Consider the following 19706-nt stretch of genomic DNA (forward strand, 5'->3'; position numbering starts at 1 on the left):
CCAATTGGCTTTATTCATTTTCTTTTTTTGGAGTAACCTTGTGCGAGGGCACGGCATTCTGAATGCCGTTTACCACCACCCGGTCGTCAATATCGAGACCTTTGGTAATTGCTCTCATGCCTTGATCAAGGGTTCCTGTACTCACCCGTTTTAATGCCACGGTGTCGTTTTTATCCACCGTCAAGACATACGCACCGATCTGGTCGTATTGAATGGCGGTATCGGGAATAGCAAGCCGGGAGGAGGGTTTGCTTATGGGGATGCGAACCTGGACAAAAAGCCCGGGCAAAAGAGGATAATCTTTATTGTCGAGCAACGCACGGAACTCCATGCTTCCAGTGGATGCGTTCAAACCGGTGTTAACGAAATCCAGCTTGCCCTGATGTGGAAAATCACTTTCATTCTGCATCCCGACGTACACAGGAATTTTATGCAGTTCATTGGGTTTAAAGCCACGCGCCCGTGCCGCTTCCCGCAATTTGATTAAATCCAATTCATTTAAATTGAAATAAACATAGATGGGATTAATCTGTTCAATATTGGCCAACTCGGTTGCCTGCCCATGACCCACAAGATTGCCAACGTCCACCAGATGCCGGCCAATGCGTCCATCGAAGGGAGCCTGAACATGGGTATAACTGTAATTAATCTGTGCAATTTTAACGTTGGCTTCAGCTTTGGCCACCTCCGCCCTGGATTCGTCCCGCTTGGCAGACCATTTTTCCACGTTTTTTAACGAGGTCGCATTCTCTTTGTACATCTGCTGCTGGCGGGCATATTCTGCCTGGTCATAGGCATAAGCGGCTTTTTGGGCAGCGAGGGTATCTTCAGCTTCATGCAGTTTTTGGAGATAAGGTTCAGGCTCGATGATAAACAGTTCCTGGCCCTTTTTAACGAAGGAACCATCAACGAATTGAATCGCGTCCAGATAACCTTCCACCCGGGCGACCAAATTGACAGAATTGTAAGCAATGGTATTTCCGGTTTGCGTGATGTAATCGGTCATTTCCATGCGAGTGGGATGACTTACGATCACCGCCGGTGCAGGCGGCGCGGGCGGTGCGCTTTGAGAATAGTGATGAATAAACCAGTAAAGCAATATAAGGACTATTCCACCCGCTGCAATTTTTAAAATCAATGATTTATTCTCGGCTGTCATCATAACCCATCACCAGTTTGGTAGGTAAAGCTGTTTAATTTGCTGCTCGGTCGTGGTTGGGCGCTCATGGTTTGGTTGTTTGAGCAAACTGCCCCAATTGGTTCGTGCAGCCATTTCCTGTTTTATCGTTTCCGGGACGATATCATTGCCCCGTCGGATCTGCCAACCGCCGCCTAAGGAGCGATAAAGCGCCACCAGCGATTTGGCAATCTCGCCTTCCGCATTGATCAATGATTTCTGTATACGCAATTGTTGCTGTTCTGCATTCAATACGGCGGTGTAATTTGCTTCTCCCTCGCGATAACGGATGAGGGCAAGGCGGGTGGTTTTTGTGGCCGAGGTATTCGCGGAACCCAACAAGGCGGTGGTTTTTCGTGCTTCAATGTACTGGGTGATATTGTCCTGCACTTCCTGCTGCGCCTTAAGCACCAAATTCAGGTAATTCAACAAACTTTGCTGAAACACCGCATCCTGCTCGCGCACCGCATTGGTAATCTGTCCATAATTTAATAACGGCCAAACCACCGAAGGACCAGCAATCACCGAACGATTGGCTGGATCAAACAGGTTGCTGATGGAGGCTTGACCAATGCTGTTCGCGGTGTAGGAAAATGAACCGCTTAAGGTCAGCGCAGGGTAAAGATTGGCCTTCACCGCACCAATGGATTCGGATTGGGCTACCGCCTCCATTCTTGCCTGGTAAATGTCAGGGCGGCGTGCCAATGCTTCTTTAGGAATGCCAATCGCCACCGACGCGTTGGCACGCGGGATGCCGCTGCCTTTTTTAAGCAAGTCGTCGACTTGAGTAGGAACCAAACCCAGCAGAACGGCCAGCGCGTCTTTCTGTCGTTGCAGCTGGGATACCAGATCCGGCAGCGACGACTGCGTTTCAGCCAATTCAGTTTCTGCCTGTTGAACATCGAGTAAACTGGTTTGCCCCCCACGATAGCGTGACGTGGCAATGTCAAGGCTGACCTTCTGCAGGTGGATATTGATTTGGGTTGTCTTAATCTGCTGCTGCAGGGTACGGATCGAAATATAGGCATTGGCAATGTCGGCCGTTAACGAAACCAGGGCATTGTCATAGGCTGCCAGTGATGCCAGAAAGGCGGCATCATTGGCGCGAATGGCGCGGCGGTATTTGCCCCAAAAATCAATTTCCCAACTGGCAGAAAGGCCGACGGAGGCTGTATCGAACTTGTCAGGCAAAATCCCCTGCAGCTCCCCTCCCCCGGTACGAACATGGGTATAGTTGCCATTCAATGCCTGTTGCTGGGGGTAGAGCTCACCGACTGATTGCGCCAGTTTGGCACGGGCCTGAAGCACACGCACGCCGGCAATCTGCAATGAAAGATTATTGTGGTAACCGCAGTGAATCAAGTGCGTCAGGGTTGGATCGCGAAACACCTTCCACCAATCCGCATTATTGATTGGCGCCACTTTCACGGCCGGGTTTTTCTGCAGCCAGTAAGGGGCCACATTTTTTGCAGGCTCCTTGTAATCTGGCCCCACCATACAGGCACTTAGAAGCAGACAAGCGATGAATATCAGAATCTTTAACATGGTGCCCGTATTTCCCTATACTATGACTCCGCCGCAGGATGAGTCATACCGAAGGTTCCATATTAGCCATGAAAAGCCAATTGAACAAGAGTAACGTGCATCAAGGCAAGAATGCCGCGGATTGAATGCCGTTTTTTGCAATAAACTGATTATCTTTGCTCAGATTGTACTATGAGAAGCTATTATTAAAGTAAGGATGTGCAGTGGCAGGACTTATCGTGAGCGAATTATCGAAACGCCTTGATGAATTGAGAGCCGGCAATAAATCCATCTGGCTTGTGGAGAATGACGGCACAACCCATCATTTGAATGCCGCAGGCAATTCTGTCAGCATTATTGATGGTAAAGGCAGCGAATACATTGAAGTGACCGACGAGAAAAGCACGGTTCTTTATAATTTGAGCGGGATCAAATTAATTAGAATCAGTTAATTAACTGTGCTTTCGCTCGAAATAGCTTTAGGTGCTATCCGAAGGTATTCTTATGGCCCTTGTGAGCAGCATTATACCAGATAAGGGGCAACGATTCCGTGGCCTGTTGTTTGAGTAAGTCCATGCGCAGACGAATCGTCTCTTCCGCATAACGGACAGCCGATTGTTCGAATTTCTGGTCGCCGCTGGACGCTTTGACCTGGGTCAACGCATTATCGAGATTAACAAATAAGGCCTCTGCACTGGCCCTGTCATTGTCATTAATGCTGACATTGCCAGGATCCGTCAAGCGTAAAAAGCCAATCAGGTGAATCAGCAATTGATCCACGTCCTCACTCTTGCCGCCGGCAAGATCCTGCAGCTTCACAAGCCTTTTCAGAGTAAAATCCTTGTCATTAAAAGCCACCTCAAAATGGTCGGCATTCAGCACGCTGTCCCAATCTTTCCACATAAAAAACCCCTTATCCCCGCCGTGTTTTCCTTTAGCCATTGTTGTTCCTGTTCATTGCTTTCATTAAGTATAAGCCTATGATAACCGGAATAATGAGAAAATTAAAAATATATTGTTCATATAATAGTCAGTTGCGTTATACTATACGAAAGATTTGAGGAGTAATTCATCATGCCACCGCTGGACACCTTGAATAATGCCAATTCCAAAGAGGAAATTGAGTTACCAGAGCAAGCCGCGACAACTATTGACCTCTCAGCGAATGGATTCCACAAAGTCAGGCATCTCGGTGGGGGCGCATTTGGTGAAGTGGCGCTTTATCAGTATACCGGTTCAAATCCGGCGTACCTGAGCCTGTGTGACAGCCAGGGACTGGTTGCCATCAAACTTCTCCTGGAGCCCGATGAGCATGAAGAGGCGGCAGCCAGACTAATTGCCAAACACAGTGAATCAGGGCAAACGGACTTAAGTGCCATTAATAGAACCTTTCCTCTGGAAATCGACGGCCAATTGGTCGGTATCCTTTCGGAATATGAATCTTACCTTGACTTCAAAGACGGTCATCTGACCCAGTTTTCATCCAACCTGTATTCCCTGATTGCTGACACCTTTCATCCTCTTGAGTCGCATGATTTTCCCGGTGTTGGTGTGGCCCTGGCGTTAAAAAGCAATCCCGCTGTCTTTTTAGCCCAGATTGCCTGCGGTCTGGTTAAAGGCCAGGACACCCTCCATCAAATGTCCATGCTCCACCAGGACAGCGCCGCAAGGAATTTTTTAATCCGAACGGAACGCGACAGCGTTGGCAACGTCCTTGGCATTGTGCCTAAAATCAGCGACTACGGTTTGACCTCAATACTGGCTGAGGGTGAACAGAACGGTGTCTATTCGAACCGCAACAAAGTCCCTCTTCGTATCATTGATAACGACGTTATAAAAACCGGGGGCCAGACCAGCCTGATTACGGATTATTACGCCAGAAAAACAGCCATGATGAGTATTTTGGCGCAGATGCTGAGTAAACTGCCGGGAGAGCTTGCCGCGCTGTCACTAAAGCCGGGGACAACCCAGCCTGTTCAGGAATTTTTTGCTGACCGCATGGGAAAATTTTCAGACAACGGCACAGCATTGAAACAATTGTTAAACAATGTCATAGCGTACCTTGAACAAAACCCGGATAAACACCTGAAGCAGGAAGTAGAGTTTTTCATCCAATGTTACGAACCATGGCTGACTTTTTGTCCCGATGGCGCCGATTTACAAAAAGCGCGGGGGCAGGAGATGGCCCTTTTTAACGAATGCAACAACCGCTTCGTCGAAACCTATTATGAGTACATGATTTTAAATAAAAAAAACACTTCGGCCCAAGACTTTCTCCTCGGATTAAAACGCCTCAATCGCATTGACGTCAACAACCCCATCCAACCCATGATTCAGGGAAATATTCGTCAACTTGAACGGGATCTTGCTCAAAAAACGACGACGCCACCCACGGATGAACACCGCAGCATGACCCAGGGAGCAAGGACAATGACCCAGCCGATTGGCGTGCATCATTATGGCAGGATCCAGACGGTTCAAACGGCCCCGCCCACCGTACTCGAGGATGACGGGCAAACACACTACAACAACCTGTTGTCGAGAGAAGCCATAGCGAGCCCGCTTAATCAGCAGAATTTACCGCCACAACACCCGGTGGCAAGCCAAGACCCGTCGTCTCACTATGCAAAGACCTCCATTCCGGTCAACGCGCCAGCGATTGAAGGCAATGATGGCGAAACGCCCTACAGCCGCATGATTCCTCAGGAGCGCTTGACCGGCGCGACTACCCAGCCAAATCGCCGTCCAAGCCAGAACCCGCAACCGTCTACGGATCAGAATAGCCATTACACCAGCTTGGGCCGGTCTCAACCTCAATCGGCACGGGAAACCCAACCGGCTTCACCTCACTACTCTCCCCTTTCAAATCGTGGTAACACCCAGACCAGGGGGGATTATTCGCGGGTCATTGGTACCCATACCCATCCTGTCAATACCCTGCCGCAAGGCCAGGCAAAGGAAACTGACACCCCCCGTAAATTAAAAACGGCCATGCCAGAGACGCGCCAAACCCATGCTTCCCATGGAAAGGCAACCATTAAGGCAATCTGGTCTGACTTCGTGCACGAAGTCGAACACCACCTGGATAAGCTGTCGCCCAAGGACAATGCTGAAGAAATGAGAAAAAAATTTAAGACATTATTGAAAGAGGCACAAACGAGCATTAAAACCCTTCTGCACATCAAGGAAGCAACTCCAGTCAATTTGCCAAAAGATGAGGATCTGGATGAGCACGAGGATGACAATGAATCCTTGCATCTATAATGCGTTGCACAACGGCCGTGGAGAACACGCCACGGCCTGATGGCTCGCGCGGGTTTGTCCCTTTCAAGCACATTTCAAGCAATTACCCCCTTTTTTACTATTTTCCCTGCTTTGGTTAATTTTTGCCCCATTTGTTCTATAATTAAATTCCCTGGGTTTGGAGGCTAACCATGCAATCCATGGAATTACTTATTCTTAAGGAGATAAACAGCAATGGAATGGGCATTTGTTTAAGGCCGAAAGTACACCCGGTGATCACCGTGTCGTTAACGAAGGAAATCCGGCAACTTCAAGACTCCATCGCAGAAAAATACTATCAATCCCCCTGGGAAGGCTATTTTTATCTGGTCTGGTACCTGGATAACAGCATGAAAACACCGTGGGTGGGATTTGATTTTAAATTCATTGCCGACGCCTTTAAAAACCGCCACGAGTCCGAAGCCGAAACCTACATTGATCGCATTTTTGATATTATTTTTCTAAATTACATTGGAATGGGCCTGCCGCTTATTAATTGTTCTATTCTCAACAAAGAGGTTACGAGTCTTTCCAGGGAATTTTTCCTTTTAAACGCCATCTCCTTTGTGCATTGCAAACAGAATACACAAACGCCTTTCATACCGGTTTCCATTGGTCAGGAATTTAAGCGCCTGACCTTTAAAGAAACCATTTACCAGAATAATCACTGTTTTTATTTTGATTCGCTTCGCTTTGGTACCATGCGGCGGATTATTCAGTCAATTGACAGAAAACCCCTGACTGATGACGACATTAAAACCATCAAACAGGAGTTTGACGATGTGAAAAAAAAGACCATCACCAGGATTTATGACATCGCACGCCATCGCCGCGCCCTGCTTTCCTGGTTGGCTAACCGTCAGGATGCCGCAGGCCTATCCATCCTTTCGCAGGCATTCTCTTTGGATTAGAGGGCAGTGCCAATCATTACAAACAAACACAGGTGAGGGATTGAACATGTCTGAATTACGACAGCTGGTCTTGGTTGCAGGCGAAGGGGATTTACCCGTTGAAATTGTGAATGCCTGTCAAAAAAAGCACATCGACGTGCTCATTATCAGGGCTTCAGGGGAAAAGCAATTCAAATTACCTGCGGCCCACCATGTCGTCACCTTAGCCAATCTTGGAGAAACCATTCAACAGGTCAAGGCAGCGGGTTTTTTAAACCTTGTTTTCGCCGGCAAAATTGACCATAACCTGCTTTTTGAAAATTACGGCGCCATGCGCCTGCAGAATGATTTAACCGCACGGGGTGACAGCGCCAGTTTGGGCGACAACAGTTATTTTGCCGGTCTTGTCCGTTTTCTCGAAGCGCAGGGTTTTCATGTGGTCGGCGTTCAGGACATCCTTGCCGAAGCGATGACACCGATGGGAATTTTAACTACCGCGCAACCAACGCTTAAATGCCTGGAGGATGCAAAGCTCGGCGTTAGTATCGCTAAAAAAATAGGCGAAATGGACATTGGTCAAGCCTTAGTCATTGAAAACCGCTATGTCCTTGGCGTTGAGGCCGTGGAGGGAACGGATAATCTCATCAAGCGTTGCCGTGAATTTAAGTCACCGCATAAAGAAGGGGTGTTGGTGAAAGTTAAAAAAGCCATGCAGGATACTCGCATTGATTTGCCCGTCATTGGCGAGACCACAGTACGGCATGTGGTGGAAGCCAATTTGGCCGGAATTGCATTGGAAGCGGGTTGGTCCATACTGATTAATAAAGAGGAAACCTTAAAACTGGCCAATCAGGCTGGTATTTTTATTATGGGCTTATAATTGACTGGATGGGCGGCGATGCCGAAAGCAACTTACAGGACGTTTTATCTGGCTTATGCCATGCTTTTTCTTATCAGCTTAAGCGCCAGCATTATACCCCCTCTGGTAGGTCCGCTTTTTCTCAAACAGCCTGGCCTGTTACCCGGTGAAAGCCTTTCCCTCCGTTTAAACGCCTACAGCTTTGCGGTGGGCATTTACGGTATTGGCGCTATTCTTGGTGGTATGCTATGGGGAATCGTGTCTGATCACAGCGGTGAAAAGAAAACCTTGTGGTACTGTCTTTCCGGGTCGCTGTTGGCCTGCCTGTTATCCATAGTCAGCTTAATCTATGTCAATTACTGGCTTTTTTTTACAAGTCGCGCCCTGGATGGGCTGATGTCGGGCAGGCGTGCGGTGATTCTTTCCCTGCTGATGCACACGAATTACCCCAGACACAATCTGTTTCGTTTGGCTGAAATAATCAATGCCCTCGGTCTTTGCCTTGGCCCCCTACTCTGCGGGACTCTGGTGAACTTTAAAGCGCAAGTACCTCTTTATTACTATACCTCACCCTTTTTTCTGATTTTGCTGTTAACATTCATTAATCTGTCATTCCTGCCGGCACTCCCTGTCAAAGCCATTCAACACCGTGTTGTAAGAGCCAAAACTCACTGGAGGGATTATCTGAACGCCCTTTACATTGAATTTTTTTTAATGCAGGTCGTGTGGGCTCTTTATTATATCGCCGTGTTGCCCTTTGCCATCCTTACCTTTTCCTTTTCAAGTTATACCATTGGGATTTTCTTTTCGGTCATGGCGTTGCTGTATATCCTTTTTTTAGCCAGTGCTCAAAAAATCCTCTATCAGCACATGAGCCTTAAACTGGCCAAAACCCTGGCTATCCTGGTTTTATTTTCAGGATTTGTAAGCCTTTGCTTGAGTTACAGCAATCTTACTGTCTTTTTCATTGCCAATCTCTGCATTATTTTTGCTTTTGCGATTTTAAACCCCGCCTATTCCAGCGCAATATCACAAGCCCATACCGAGACCCATCAGGGGGAAGCAATGGGGCTTTTAACCAGCATCAATGGCATGGCGTCAGCGATGACTGCCTTAATCGCCGGCTCCCTGCTCGTTGTTTCGCTGTATCTGCCTTTTCTGCTTGGCGCCGCGCTGATTGCGGGCATCTACCTAAGCCAACTCATGCGTCGAAAGACAGGCAATGCCTGATTTTATCGCGAACGGCAAGGGCATGCGCCGCCTGGTCATACTGGGTGCGGGGCCAGAAAAATCCTTTCAGTCCATCCTGTTTGTTGCGCGGCACAATGTGCACGTGCAGATGGGGGATGCTCTGACTGATGGTATTGTTCATGGCAATAAAGCTTCCAGCCGCCCCCATGGCTTTTTCCACCGCCCGACCGAGTTGTTGCGTTAATAAAAACATGGGCGCGACAAGGGCTGACGGCAGCTCATACAGGGTGCGGAAATGGCGCTTTGGCGCAAGCAGGGTGTGACCGGGGAATAAGGGGCGATGATCCAGGAAGGCAATGAAATCAGCGTCTTCAAAAACGATGTACGCGTCTTCCTTGTGGGCGGCAATCCTATCAATAAGGCAAGCCTCTGTGTGTTCAGGCATTCTTTCTCCTTTCTTACAAGAGCTTGCAGCAGCCTTTCGTCTCTTCAAAGGACAAAGGAAGGCTTGCGGAGGGCTCTGATTTTTCCTCAGTCCGTGCTTTTAAAGCGGAGGCATGAAGGCCTAAGGCACTTAAGCTGGCAATGGATTGTTTATCCCGTTCGCTCAATATCGCCCGTTTCGGGAGAGTGTTTTTGTGGTCAGGCCGGTTTTGCATGCCGGCACGGTATTTAGCGACCTGCTCCTTGAGGTATTGGGCATTAAAATGCAATCCCAGGTTCATGGCTTGTTCAGAAACAGCTTCGCTACAGGAAGATCCCTGATGAAAATCGCCCTCTGCCGCGTCGTGTTCTTTGAGTAACTGACGGGCCGCCACCTGATTGCAGCCTTCTACAAGGAATAGAAGTTCATTGAGAAGTCCCGCCTGCTCGTAGGCGATGATCATCGCGTCGAATCGCGATTGCCTCACCTCAAGGGGCAGGTTTTCATCGTATAAAAACGCGGGGCTTTTGAATTTCAGGGCCAGATTAACCGCCGTCTCGTTATACACCAAATCGCTGATCAAATCCTTTTTCTTAAGCCTCTCTTCGTCTTCACAAACAAAAGCCCAATCATTGGCATAGCGATACACCGCCTGTAAATCGTTAAAGAGGGTTGCATAATGGGGTAACGGATTCATGATCGCAAGCACCGCCTCAACGAAGGGGTGCAGGGTTCGCGCCGGTTTTTGAAATGCCTGAGCAGTGGCATCGCCAAACATCTGATTGGGCGCCAAGGTCGGGTGCTTGCCTTTTAAACGCTCCTCCACCGAGTAATCCCTGACCACATGAACACGGGTTTTGACGTAAGCCTCAAAAAAGGCAATCAGACGCAGGGCGGCCGTGTCGTTGTTGAAAGGGATTTCATAAACAACGGTGGAGCAGGTGTAGGGCTGTTCCTTCGCCTTGTTTTTTCGATCATACGAGAGCGGGCGTGCCAGGAATTCCCTGTCGGGCAAGGACTTCTTGCTGATTTGATTCCCTGTCAGGCAAGGCAATGCCTTAAAAAAATAAAAACCGCCAAGATGCGTCACCGCCATGTAATTCATTAAACGGGGAAAATACGGTTTCAGGGGCAACAGCTCGCTCAGGTGAGATGGCATCAGCGCGTGCTCATCACGGAACATCGTCTCTAACCTGTCCTTCGTCAGCACCCCGTCAATGCGTTCGCCTGCCTGATTGAGCAGGCTGTAATGAAGTGTGCCGTTCAGCATCTTGACCTGGATTTGGTTTTTGACTAACGCCTGGCCATTCATGGAGCAAAAGCCATACGCTAACGGCGTGGTTACCTCTTCAATCAATTGACCAGGACCGTTGGTTGCGTTTATGCCATCGAGATTGAGCGTGTCCGCATTCTCTTCAAAAAAAATACCCTGAGTACGAAGGTAGTCAATCCGTATCTCAATGACCTTATTCTCATTGACTTTAACTGATAAATTAATCATCACTTTCCTTTTTATGTACGCCGAATTAATCCTTAAAACGTCAGGCTAAAAAAATGATATGGAATAACGGGGTTGTCAATGATGAATTAACCTTTGACACACAGAATTTGTTTAAGCGTAAAGAGGATTTCCACCAGATCCTGCTGTGACTTCATGACATCGTCAATGTTTTTATACGCACGCGGGCTTTCATCCAGCACCGCCTTGTCTTTGCGGCATTCCACATCCTGCGTGGCGCGTCGGTGCTCTGCCAGATTGATTTGCTTTCTAGCCTGGTTTCGCGACATTACCCTGCCCGCCCCATGACTGCAACTGCAATAGCTTTCCTCATTGCCAAGTCCCTGACGATAAATGATTTGGCTCCCATGCTGCCTGGGATAATGCCGAGTTCATCTTTTTTGGCCGACACCGCTCCTTTGCGGGTAATGTAGAGGTTTTCGTTAAAATGCCTTTCCTTTGACACGTAGTTATGGTGGCAATTGACCGCATACAAATCCGTGGCAATCGGCTTTTGTAACTGGGCTGTCAACACCTGCGTCAGGATTTGCATCATGATGTCGCGATTACACCGGGCATAGGCCTGTGCCCAGTTAACCGCAATAAAATAATCCTCAAAATGCTGCGTGCCCTCCGACAGATACGCCAAATCCTCATCGGGCAGGGTACCGAGCAGGCGACCCATCTCCGTTTTGGCCAGTTCAATAAAATACGTGCCGATGCAATTACCCACGCCGCGTGAACCGCTGTGCAGCATCAACCAGACCTGCTGAGCGTCATCCAGGCAGATTTCAATGAAATGGTTGCCCCCGCCCAAGGTACCCAGGTGATTGACATCATTGATCTGGCGTCGTCCTGTTTTTCGATTGAACCCTAAGGCAGGATGGCGGTTCAGAATCATCTGATACTCTTTTCGGAGTTTAGTCTGCCATGTCTTAAGGGCAATGTCGGGAAGCGTGTTATCGGCCCATTTGCCAAATCCAACGGGAATGGCTTTTTCAATGGCATGACGAAGCCTGGACAAATCATCCGGCAAGTGATGAGCAGCCAGGGTGGTACGCACGGCCATCATGCCACAACCAATGTCCACTCCGACGGCAGAGGGGATAATGGCATTTTTTGTTGGAATAACCGACCCCACTGTCGCCCCTTTACCAAGATGGACATCTGGCATAATGGCAACGTGTTTGTGAACAATGTCCAGCGAGGCCAGGTTATTAACCTGGGCCTTAGCTCCCTCATCAAAAGCGACAAAACGGGTCCAAGCCTTGATTTTAGGCGAAATATCAACATAATGAGGCACAACGAATCCTTAACACCATGATTATCATTCTTGTTGTTATAGTATAAATCGTTTTCACAGTGCGTGCCCGTTGATCCTAAACACGATAACGGTGTTATTTCACGCCTTACCTTAAGGACAAGGTCTTATGACAGCATTCACCCTTTCCTCCCAGGAAAAAAAAATCATCCTGCTGGCTTCCCTGGGCGGCGCCCTTGAATTTTATGACTTCATCATTTACGTTATTTTTGCCCCCATCATCAGCCGGACCTTTTTCCCGGAAACCGATCAACTCGCTTCCTTAATGAGTGTATACGCCATCTTTGCCATCGGGTATGTGGTTCGGCCCTTGGGCGGCATTGCGTTCAGTCATTTTGGCGACAAATACGGACGCAAGAAAACCTTTATTTTTTCAGTAATGCTGATGGCTGTCCCCACCTTTTTAATTGGTCTGCTGCCGACCTATCAGCAAATGGGCCTTTTAGCCAGTATCCTGCTGATTGCCATGCGCCTGTTGCAGGGGTTATCCATTGGCGGAGAAATTCCCGGTGCATTGACGTTTACCTGTGAACATGTGAATCCCGGACATCGCGCCTTAGCCTGCGGCATTATTTTTTCTTTCCTCAATTTTGGCATTTTTTTAGGCGCCTGCATCAGTTTGGTGTTAAATCACCTGCTGAATGAGCAGCAACTCCAGACTTTTGGTTGGCGTATTCCTTTTCTCCTCGGCGGCATCCTCGGCGTTTTCAGTTTTTATATTCGTCGGCAAATGACGGAAAGCCCCTTGTTCATCGCCTTTCAGCACCATGAAAAAAAGGCCCGCATTCCTCTGGTGGAAGCAATTACCGGCTATTGGCCCCAGATACTGCAAGGCATTGCCTTAACAGCCCTTGGGGCGGTTATGATTAATCTGATTTTTCTCTACATGCCCACTTACTTATCAAGTATATTGGCTTACTCCAAACACCAGGCCAGCGGGTTCACTACCCTTAATTTGCTGTTTTATTCCCTGCTTCTGATTTTTACCTGCTGGCTGGCTGATCGTGTCGGGCGCAAACCGGTGCTTTTAATTGGCAGCGTCGGATTTATGCTCTGCGGTTATTCCCTGTTTATCCTGCTTGCTTACCAAACCACGGCAGCACTCCTCACTGCCCTGTTTATCCTGGCTTTATTAAGCAGTTGCATTATGGTTTATCCCAGTTTTCTGGTTGAATTATTCCCAACGTCAGTACGTTACACTGGCATTGCCATCGCCTACAATCTGGCCTTTGCCTGTTTCGGTGGTGTCACACCACTGATTGCCACTTATTTAATTCAACGCTCAGGCCATGTCATTGCCCCGAGTTACTATTTAATCCTAAGCGCGGCTTTATGCACCCTTGCGCTACTCACTATCCGTAAGCAGGATGCCATTGAATGAGCAATCCGCCGGCAATAGCCCTGACGGATATCCGCCCGCGCAGGCACTGCGTGCTCCACTGAATTCCTCGTCAGGCAAGGCACTCACTGCTCAACTCATACCTGACTTTTATTTTAAATAGCAAAAACACCATTTAATAAAGCCCTTGTAAAATCCATGGTCACTGGGCCCAACACGGGCAGACCAATGACTTTTACAGCGTATACACAGACTTATCCACAGAATTTGTGGATAAGGGATGCGCTACTGTCCCTGGCCTATACTTTACAAACACCCCTTTCAAAAATCCGCTCATGAACCATTCGACACCCTGGCTGGTTGTTAAAGAAGCGGGGCTTTATTGTGAACCGGGAGAATTCTACATTGATCCGGTAACCGCGGTGCCTGCTGCGGTCATTACCCATGCGCATGGCGATCATGCCTGCGCCGGGCATGGCGAGGTCTTTGCGCACACGGTCACGCTGCAACTGATGCAGCGTCGTTTTGGCGAGGAAGGAGCCCGTCATTGGCATCCTCTGGCGTATCAACAACCGCTTTCAGTGAACGCCATTGACCTGTACCTCTTACCCGCCGGCCATATCCTTGGCAGCGCTCAGCTTGTAATGGATTATCAAGGCAGCAAGGTTATTTTTTCCGGGGATTATAAACGCCGCCCTGATCCGACCTGTGATCCCTTTTTAGTGGAACACTGCGATGTCTCTATCACGGAAGCCACGTTTGCGCTGCCGGTGTTTAACCATCCCCCCATTGAGGACGAGCTCCAGAAATTGCTGCGCTCCCTGCGCCTGTTCCCTCATCGCTGTCATCTGGTGGGTGTGTATGTTCTGGGAAAATGCCAACGCGTGCTCAGAACCTTAAGGCTAATGGGTTACCTTGAGCCCATCTATATCCATGGCAGCCTGCAGAAGACCTGTGAATTCTATCAGCAATGCGGCATCGATCTGGGGGAGTTACGCTCAGCGATTGAGCTCACCAAAGACGAGTCAGCCGGCAAAATAGTGCTTTGCCCTCCGAGCGCCCTGCGTGACCGTTGGAGCCGGCGTTTTGCCAATGTCTTGATTGGCATGGCCTCAGGCTGGATGCAAATCAGAGCCCGGGCTAAACAGCAAGGCGTGGAATTGCCTTTGATAATTTCGGATCATGCCGATTGGCCAGAACTGATTCAAACCCTGTCAGACGTAAACCCCAATGAGATTTTCGTTACCCACGGCCGGGAAGAAGCGCTGATTCATTATGCACAGCAGCAGGGCTACAAGGCTCAAGCGCTGCATTTATTGGGCTATGACGAACAGGGGGATTAGGCGATGAAAAAATTTGCCGAATTACTAAATACCCTTTATTTTACTTACAGCCATCGTGACAAGATGGCCTTGCTTCATCACTATTTCATAACGACGCCTGATCCGGAACGAGGGTATGCATTGGCAATCATGGCGAATACGCTTGAACTTCCAACCTTCGGCCGTACGTTAATCAAAGAATTAATTGAGAAGGAAATCGACCCGGTACTCTTTGCCTATTCCTACGATTACGTCGGTGATTTGTCGGATACCATTGCCCTGCTCTGGCCTACCCATGACTCAACAGCAGTCCTCCCAAGGCTTTCCGACCTGATTACCACCTTCAACCAATTACCCAAACAAGCCATTCGCGACGTCCTGGCAAACCTGCTTAATCGTGCAGACACGACCGAGCGGTGGGCTCTTTTAAAATTAGGGACCGGCAGTCTGCGCATCGGCGTCTCCGCCCGCTTTCTAAAAAAAACGCTGGCTGATTACGGACAGGTTTCAGTTCAGGACATTGAAAAAATCTGGCACGGCTTAAAACCGCCATACGAAGCCCTGTTTGCCTGGCTTGAAAAGAAAGCCGAACTGCCTTCTGTCGACGATCAGCTGTTCTTCCATCCCGTGATGCTGTCTCATCCGCTCAATGAAAACGACATCGGCCAGATTGACTGGCAGCAATTTGTTTTTGAGCGTAAATACGATGGCATTCGTGTCCAGGCTATCGTCACCGGAAACGGCAAAGCCCTGTACAGTCGCACAGGGGATGACATCAGCCATTCCTTTCCTGATTTGCTGGCTTCTTTTAAAACGCGGGTCATCCTTGATGGTGAACTGGTCATTAAAACAGAAAAGGGCATTGGCAGTTTTAATGAATTGCAGCAACGTTTAAACCGCAAATCACTGACAAAAAAATGGATAACCGAATACCCGGCCGCGATGATTCTCTATGACATTTTATCCATGGAAGGCCGCGATTTGCGCGCCCTCCCTTTTATTGAACGGCGTAAGACACTGGAACAATGGTACGCGAATCACTCAGCCGATAACCTGATTCTGTCTGATTTGCTGACGCTTTTTCCGGGGGAGACGCTGCATCATTTAAAGCAACAGGTCCTAAATGAAGCCCACCCCGCCGTTGAAGGCCTTATGCTCAAGCACAAGCAAAGCCCGTATCTTGCAGGTCGCCCCAAAGGCCACTGGTATAAATGGAAACGCGATCCGCTGACGGTGGACGCGGTTCTGATGTACGCCCAGAGAGGCCAGGGCAAACGGTCCTCTTATTACTCAGACTATACCTTCGGACTTTGGCAGGATAACCGCCTTCTCCCTGTCGGCAAAGCGTATTTTGGTTTTACCGATGAAGAATTGCTTAAACTCGATCACTGGATACGCAACCACACGCTGCACCGTTTTGGTCCGGTCCGGGAAGTGGCGAAGGCACTGGTTTTGGAAGTTGCCTTTGATGCTGTCCAGCGCTCTACCCGCCACAAATCAGGCGTGGCCATGCGTTTTCCTCGCATTCACCGCATCCGTTGGGATAAACCGGCTGCGGAAGCGGATGTGCTCTCGACACTTCTGGATTGGATTCATCCTTAGTCAACCCATATTGTTCAAATATTAAACTATAATTGCTATATCAGTCTTTATCCATTTTTTCAGATGTCCTACGATAAGACCATCGCTCTACTTAAAAAAGGTCCCCGATTAAAGAGTGAGGTCACTCGGGATTTGGAAAAAGTCATCCACTTGTTCCTTCATCCAGAACAGAAAGCCCAATGCCGCTTTAATTCCTACGGGGAGCTTGAAGTCGCCTTCAATGACCGGGTGTTTAATCTGACCCACCTTCTTCTGCACCAGCCTGATTTTGAGCATTTAGCGTTTACAGAGCAGGTTTCGTCCCATTATGAAACCTTTATAAAAACGGCCGTTCACATTCCTTCCCTGAAAGGCGATCCCCGTCTTCCCAAAAAGGAAGATTATCTGGCCGCTGATAAAAATAACCTGTATAGCCAATTAACTTATGGCGAAAAATTGGCCATAACGTTGTATACCTCTAACTTTTATGAAGAAATTAATGGGTTTTTGCGAAGTCAGGGACGGGATCCCCGCTTAAAAAACCTGCCTCAGGACAGACTGACACAGGAAGTCAAGGAAATTATTCTGGCCACTTGTTTAGCGGCTCATGGGCTCACCCGCCTGCAGTTACCCGATGATTCAGACGATAACAGCCTGCAAACGCTTTATCGTGCGGAAAGCAGTCATAAGATGCCGACCACTGTGTGGCAACAGCGTCACGAAACCATCAAGACTCATAAGCCCTTGCGGCAGGAAGGCTTCATTAGCACCTCAGAAGACATCGCTGCCATGAAAGTAAGCGGCACCGATACGCTGCTTAAAATCACTCAACCTCGCCAGGGCATTGGTAAAAAGGTAAAGGATTTATCTTACAAGGCCGATGAGCAGGAAATTTTGCTTCCTGCAGGAACGCAACTGGCCTTTAGCTCTTTTATTGAGGATCAGGGTAGAAAGGTATTTCAGGCGTTCCCAGTCAGAAGTCTCGATGGCATTGATCCCCGTTCGTATTCCAGCGTGGATGCTGAAATCAGGACGCATCTGATTGCTTTTTTGGACGAAGTACGGCATTTGTCGACGCAGGCAGAACCTCGGGTCAAAACCTCATTCTGGCAAACACTGCCGCATAAAAAAAGCGAGACCGCCGAACTCCTTGCTATGGCCGCTCAGCTGGAGAAACTCATTGTTTTTTTTGCAGACAGCCGCCATAAACCCGCTGAAAAAAGAGAAAAGCTCCAGGCGCTTTATAAACAAACGGCTAAATTGGCTGAACAATTTAAAAACTTAAATACCTTGCACCCACCGCTTCAACAAATGACAACCGCGATGAATCACCTGCTTATCCAGCTTGAAATGGCCAATACCTCGCTGTTAGTCGAACAAGCCGACTATGTTTATAGTCATCATTTAAGTAAAGCCTACAAAGACACGCAGTTAGACGCCACCGACGCTGAATTAAAACAGAACAGTCAGGTTGTTCATCGCCCCAATCATGGCTTGGCCCATTCCTTACGAGTGGCTGCCTCTGTCCCGCTGGTGGTCGAGTATTTCCAGCAATTTGCCCAGCCGGAATTACGAAAACAATGCCTTCAGTTGTCGGGTGATGAATTGAAAAAAGTAGCCCTCTGCATGCTTTTCAGCGTCTCCGGGCGTGAGTCGGATGTTGCTTTTAAAAGTAATCCGCAGAAATACCGGGAGTACCGCGAACAATGCGCCTTGCAATTTGCCGCCTATGCCCACAAGAAGATGCCATCGGAGGAAATAAAAAAATACATGGAACTGATCCGCAACATGGGTAATCCGGACTATTTAACATCGAAACACATCACGCCCAAAAAAGCGGCGCTCTTCCACGTGATGAATCTCGCCCATAAACTCGATCTGATGCGCTGTTATCCATTAGCGCAATACCAATTGGCGGTGATGAAAGGCCACGATCCCCTGATTATCCCGTCAGAAGGACAACAACATCACTTTAATCGTTTACTGCGCACCGTCAGTGAGCGCATTGAAGCCACAGGCGACAGGCAATTTTGTCGCATGGAACAGGGGCAACTGGTGTCCTGCACCAAAGATTATGATTTTCCTGTTTTTGCCGAGGCCAGCACCAACCCCTCTGAATGCCTTAAACTCATTCTTGAATCTGATGTTCTTAAGCTTGCAGCTGTTTCTACGACCGAGCCCTCCCCTGCCGATGACCAGATCGACCATTGGTCACTGCCGGTTCTCTTTCTCGATACCCTGGAAAATTACACCATGCCGCTGCTTGAGCATTTAAATTCGTCAGCCGCAACAGGCCTGCCGGCTATTGATCAGTTGAAACAAGACAGCCGCTACCTGATGCAAAAACTGACGGCAACAGAGGATGGGTTTGTGTTATTGGCTGAATCAGCCTACATGGATGCGCTGCCGGTGTCTATTTCACTGCAGGCGCAGGATTTATATTATTTATTGTCGCAAATGCCGCCAGACCATCTTAATCAATGCTACCTGGTTTCCGACATGCTTGAACGGCTTAACCAATTCACAGGTCAGTTAAACATCCCGGAGCTGGATAAAATGGATGACTCCTATCAGCTGTCGTTTATCGAGCAGGACGGCGTCACCGGAGACATCAAACTGACGGCGACCAGTTCGAAGGCATTGCCGCCTGTACAGACAACCTTATCCTCAGTGGAATTTGCTCAATGCCTGGAAAAATTGGAGAAATCCACGGTACTCAACCTGAAAAGCTAACCCCCTGCACTGCCGCAAGAAGGCCCATGACCGCGAAGCTTAACGCAGTGATTGCCCTTACCCAGGTCAACGAGAGTTGATTCCCCAGTGTCTTGCCGAGGAACACCGCCGGAATATCCGCGAGCAGCATGCCAAGGGTCGTTCCTGCAATAACCCATAGAGGCTTACCATAATGCGCGGCCAGGGCGACGGTCGCCACCTGGGTTTTATCACCCATCTCAGCCAGGAAAAAAGTAAACAGCGTGGTGGTAAACACCCCAAAACGCCGGAAAGCATCCGGTTTCCTGGCATCCAACCTGTCCGGAATAAGTACCCAAACGGCCATAAGAATAAAAGAACAGGCGACAAGCCCCCGCAGTAAGTGAGGCCCCAGCATTGACACAAGCCACGCGCCCAAAGCCCCGGCAAGGCTATGGTTAATTAATGTCGCCAGTAAAATGCCGGCAATAATAGGCAAGGGCCGCTTGAAACGTGCAGCCAGCATCAGCGCTAACAATTGGGTCTTATCGCCAAACTCCGCCAAGGCGACAATGGCGGTGGATACAAGCAGGGGTTCAAACATAAG

Annotated in this window: 15 protein-coding genes and 1 pseudogene; 9 read left to right on the forward strand and 7 right to left on the reverse strand. The window is 48.7% G+C overall.

Translation table 11 applies throughout. The annotated features are described in order from the left end of the window. Positions 1–10: 10 nt before the first annotated feature. Both GH742_RS09430 and GH742_RS09435 read right to left on the reverse strand, forming a co-directional pair. Positions 11–1159: an efflux RND transporter periplasmic adaptor subunit gene (locus GH742_RS09430; protein WP_203456906.1), complete on the reverse strand. Its 1149-nt coding sequence runs from the start codon at positions 1157–1159 to the stop codon at positions 11–13. A gap of 9 nt (positions 1160–1168) precedes the next feature. Further along, positions 1169–2722, reverse strand: coding sequence for an efflux transporter outer membrane subunit (locus GH742_RS09435; protein ID WP_203454720.1), 1554 nt, complete (start codon positions 2720–2722; stop codon positions 1169–1171). Between the two features lie 218 nt (positions 2723–2940). Here GH742_RS09435 and GH742_RS09440 point away from each other — a divergent pair, with 218 nt between their 5' ends. Next, a complete protein-coding gene (locus GH742_RS09440) occupies positions 2941–3153 on the forward strand; it encodes a hypothetical protein (protein WP_203454721.1) in 213 nt (70 codons plus the stop codon). A 34-nt stretch (positions 3154–3187) separates the two neighbouring features. Here the strand turns inward: GH742_RS09440 and GH742_RS09445 are convergent, their stop codons facing one another. Next, positions 3188–3643 carry a hypothetical protein gene (locus tag GH742_RS09445; RefSeq protein WP_203454722.1) on the reverse strand — a complete coding sequence of 152 codons (456 nt, stop codon included), beginning with the start codon at positions 3641–3643 and terminating at the stop codon, positions 3188–3190. Positions 3644–3775: 132 nt separating this feature from the next. Here GH742_RS09445 and GH742_RS09450 point away from each other — a divergent pair, with 132 nt between their 5' ends. The 4 genes from GH742_RS09450 (at position 3776) to GH742_RS09465 (ending at position 8962) form a co-directional block, all read left to right on the forward strand. Further along, positions 3776–5965, forward strand: a complete 2190-nt coding sequence (locus tag GH742_RS09450) for a protein kinase (protein ID WP_203454724.1) — start codon at positions 3776–3778, stop codon at positions 5963–5965. Between the two features lie 170 nt (positions 5966–6135). Further along, positions 6136–6894, forward strand: coding sequence for a hypothetical protein (locus GH742_RS09455; RefSeq protein WP_203454726.1), 759 nt, complete (start codon positions 6136–6138; stop codon positions 6892–6894). A gap of 46 nt (positions 6895–6940) precedes the next feature. Further along, on the forward strand, positions 6941–7753 hold the full coding sequence (locus tag GH742_RS09460; protein WP_203454727.1) for an LpxI family protein: 813 nt from the start codon (positions 6941–6943) through the stop codon (positions 7751–7753). Positions 7754–7771: 18 nt separating this feature from the next. After that, a complete protein-coding gene (locus tag GH742_RS09465; protein ID WP_203454729.1) occupies positions 7772–8962 on the forward strand; it encodes an MFS transporter in 1191 nt (396 codons plus the stop codon). On the opposite strand, the gene GH742_RS09470 is transcribed toward GH742_RS09465, so the two are convergent. From GH742_RS09470 to GH742_RS09480, 3 genes and pseudogenes are all read right to left on the reverse strand, one after another. Further along, entirely contained in the window at positions 8934–9368 is a 435-nt protein-coding gene (locus tag GH742_RS09470; RefSeq protein ID WP_203454731.1) for an HIT family protein, read from the reverse strand. The two genes, GH742_RS09465 and GH742_RS09470, sit on opposite strands and share 29 nt — an antisense overlap. Before the next feature lie 13 nt (positions 9369–9381). After that, the gene (locus GH742_RS09475; RefSeq protein WP_203454733.1) at positions 9382–10848 is read right to left on the reverse strand and encodes a hypothetical protein; all 1467 of its coding nucleotides are present in this window, start codon (positions 10846–10848) and stop codon (positions 9382–9384) included. An 86-nt stretch (positions 10849–10934) separates the two neighbouring features. Further along, positions 10935–12019: pseudogene (locus GH742_RS09480) on the reverse strand (RtcB family protein). A 256-nt stretch (positions 12020–12275) separates the two neighbouring features. Here GH742_RS09480 and GH742_RS09485 point away from each other — a divergent pair. From GH742_RS09485 to GH742_RS09500, 4 genes are all read left to right on the forward strand, one after another. Continuing rightward, positions 12276–13547: an MFS transporter gene (locus GH742_RS09485; protein WP_203454735.1), complete on the forward strand. Its 1272-nt coding sequence runs from the start codon at positions 12276–12278 to the stop codon at positions 13545–13547. A gap of 293 nt (positions 13548–13840) precedes the next feature. Continuing rightward, positions 13841–14848: a ligase-associated DNA damage response exonuclease gene (locus GH742_RS09490; RefSeq protein ID WP_203454737.1), complete on the forward strand. Its 1008-nt coding sequence runs from the start codon at positions 13841–13843 to the stop codon at positions 14846–14848. A gap of 3 nt (positions 14849–14851) precedes the next feature. Then, entirely contained in the window at positions 14852–16429 is a 1578-nt protein-coding gene (locus tag GH742_RS09495; RefSeq protein WP_203454741.1) for a cisplatin damage response ATP-dependent DNA ligase, read from the forward strand. Positions 16430–16492: 63 nt separating this feature from the next. Further along, entirely contained in the window at positions 16493–19141 is a 2649-nt protein-coding gene (locus GH742_RS09500; RefSeq protein ID WP_203454742.1) for a SidE phosphodiesterase domain-containing protein, read from the forward strand. On the opposite strand, the gene GH742_RS09505 is transcribed toward GH742_RS09500, so the two are convergent. Continuing rightward, positions 19125–19703 carry a TMEM165/GDT1 family protein gene (locus GH742_RS09505; protein ID WP_203454743.1) on the reverse strand — a complete coding sequence of 193 codons (579 nt, stop codon included), beginning with the start codon at positions 19701–19703 and terminating at the stop codon, positions 19125–19127. The genes GH742_RS09500 and GH742_RS09505 overlap by 17 nt on opposite strands. Positions 19704–19706 lie beyond the last annotated feature (3 nt).

Origin of the sequence: Legionella sp. MW5194 (assembly GCF_016864235.1) — a bacterium.
Classification (GTDB): domain Bacteria; phylum Pseudomonadota; class Gammaproteobacteria; order Legionellales; family Legionellaceae; genus Legionella_C.